Origin of the sequence: Rhizobium nepotum 39/7 (assembly GCF_000949865.1) — a bacterium.
GTDB lineage: Bacteria > Pseudomonadota > Alphaproteobacteria > Rhizobiales > Rhizobiaceae > Agrobacterium > Agrobacterium nepotum.
Genome location: NZ_JWJH01000076.1, coordinates 1 through 417 on the forward strand (window position 1 = coordinate 1; position 417 = coordinate 417).

Consider the following 417-nt stretch of genomic DNA (forward strand, 5'->3'; position numbering starts at 1 on the left):
GCATGGTGCCGCGCAGCGCCGCATCGAGGTTGGAGAGCGGCTCGTCGAACAGGAACGCTTTCGGTTCGCGCACGATGGCGCGACCGATGGCGACACGCTGGCGCTGGCCGCCGGACAGCTGCGAGGGCCGGCGTTCGAGATAATCGGTGAGGTTGAGGATGCGGGCGGCATCCTCGACCTTTTTATCGATCACCGCCCTGTCGAGTCTCGCCATCTTCAGCGGGAAGGCGATGTTGTTCCTGACACTCATATGCGGATAAAGCGCATAGGACTGGAACACCATGGCAAGGCCGCGCTCGGCCGGCGCCTTTTCGGTGGCGTCGTTGCCATCGATGACGATCTTTCCGCCGGAGACGTCTTCCAGCCCGGCAATCAGGCGCAAAAGCGTCGACTTGCCGCAGCCGGACGGGCCGACGA

At 64.0% G+C, this 417-nt stretch carries 1 protein-coding gene; it reads right to left on the reverse strand.

Annotated elements, in window-relative coordinates; genetic code table 11:
• On the reverse strand, window positions 1–417 hold a 417-nt coding region (locus tag RS75_RS24975), incomplete at both ends, for an ABC transporter ATP-binding protein (RefSeq protein ID WP_045025290.1).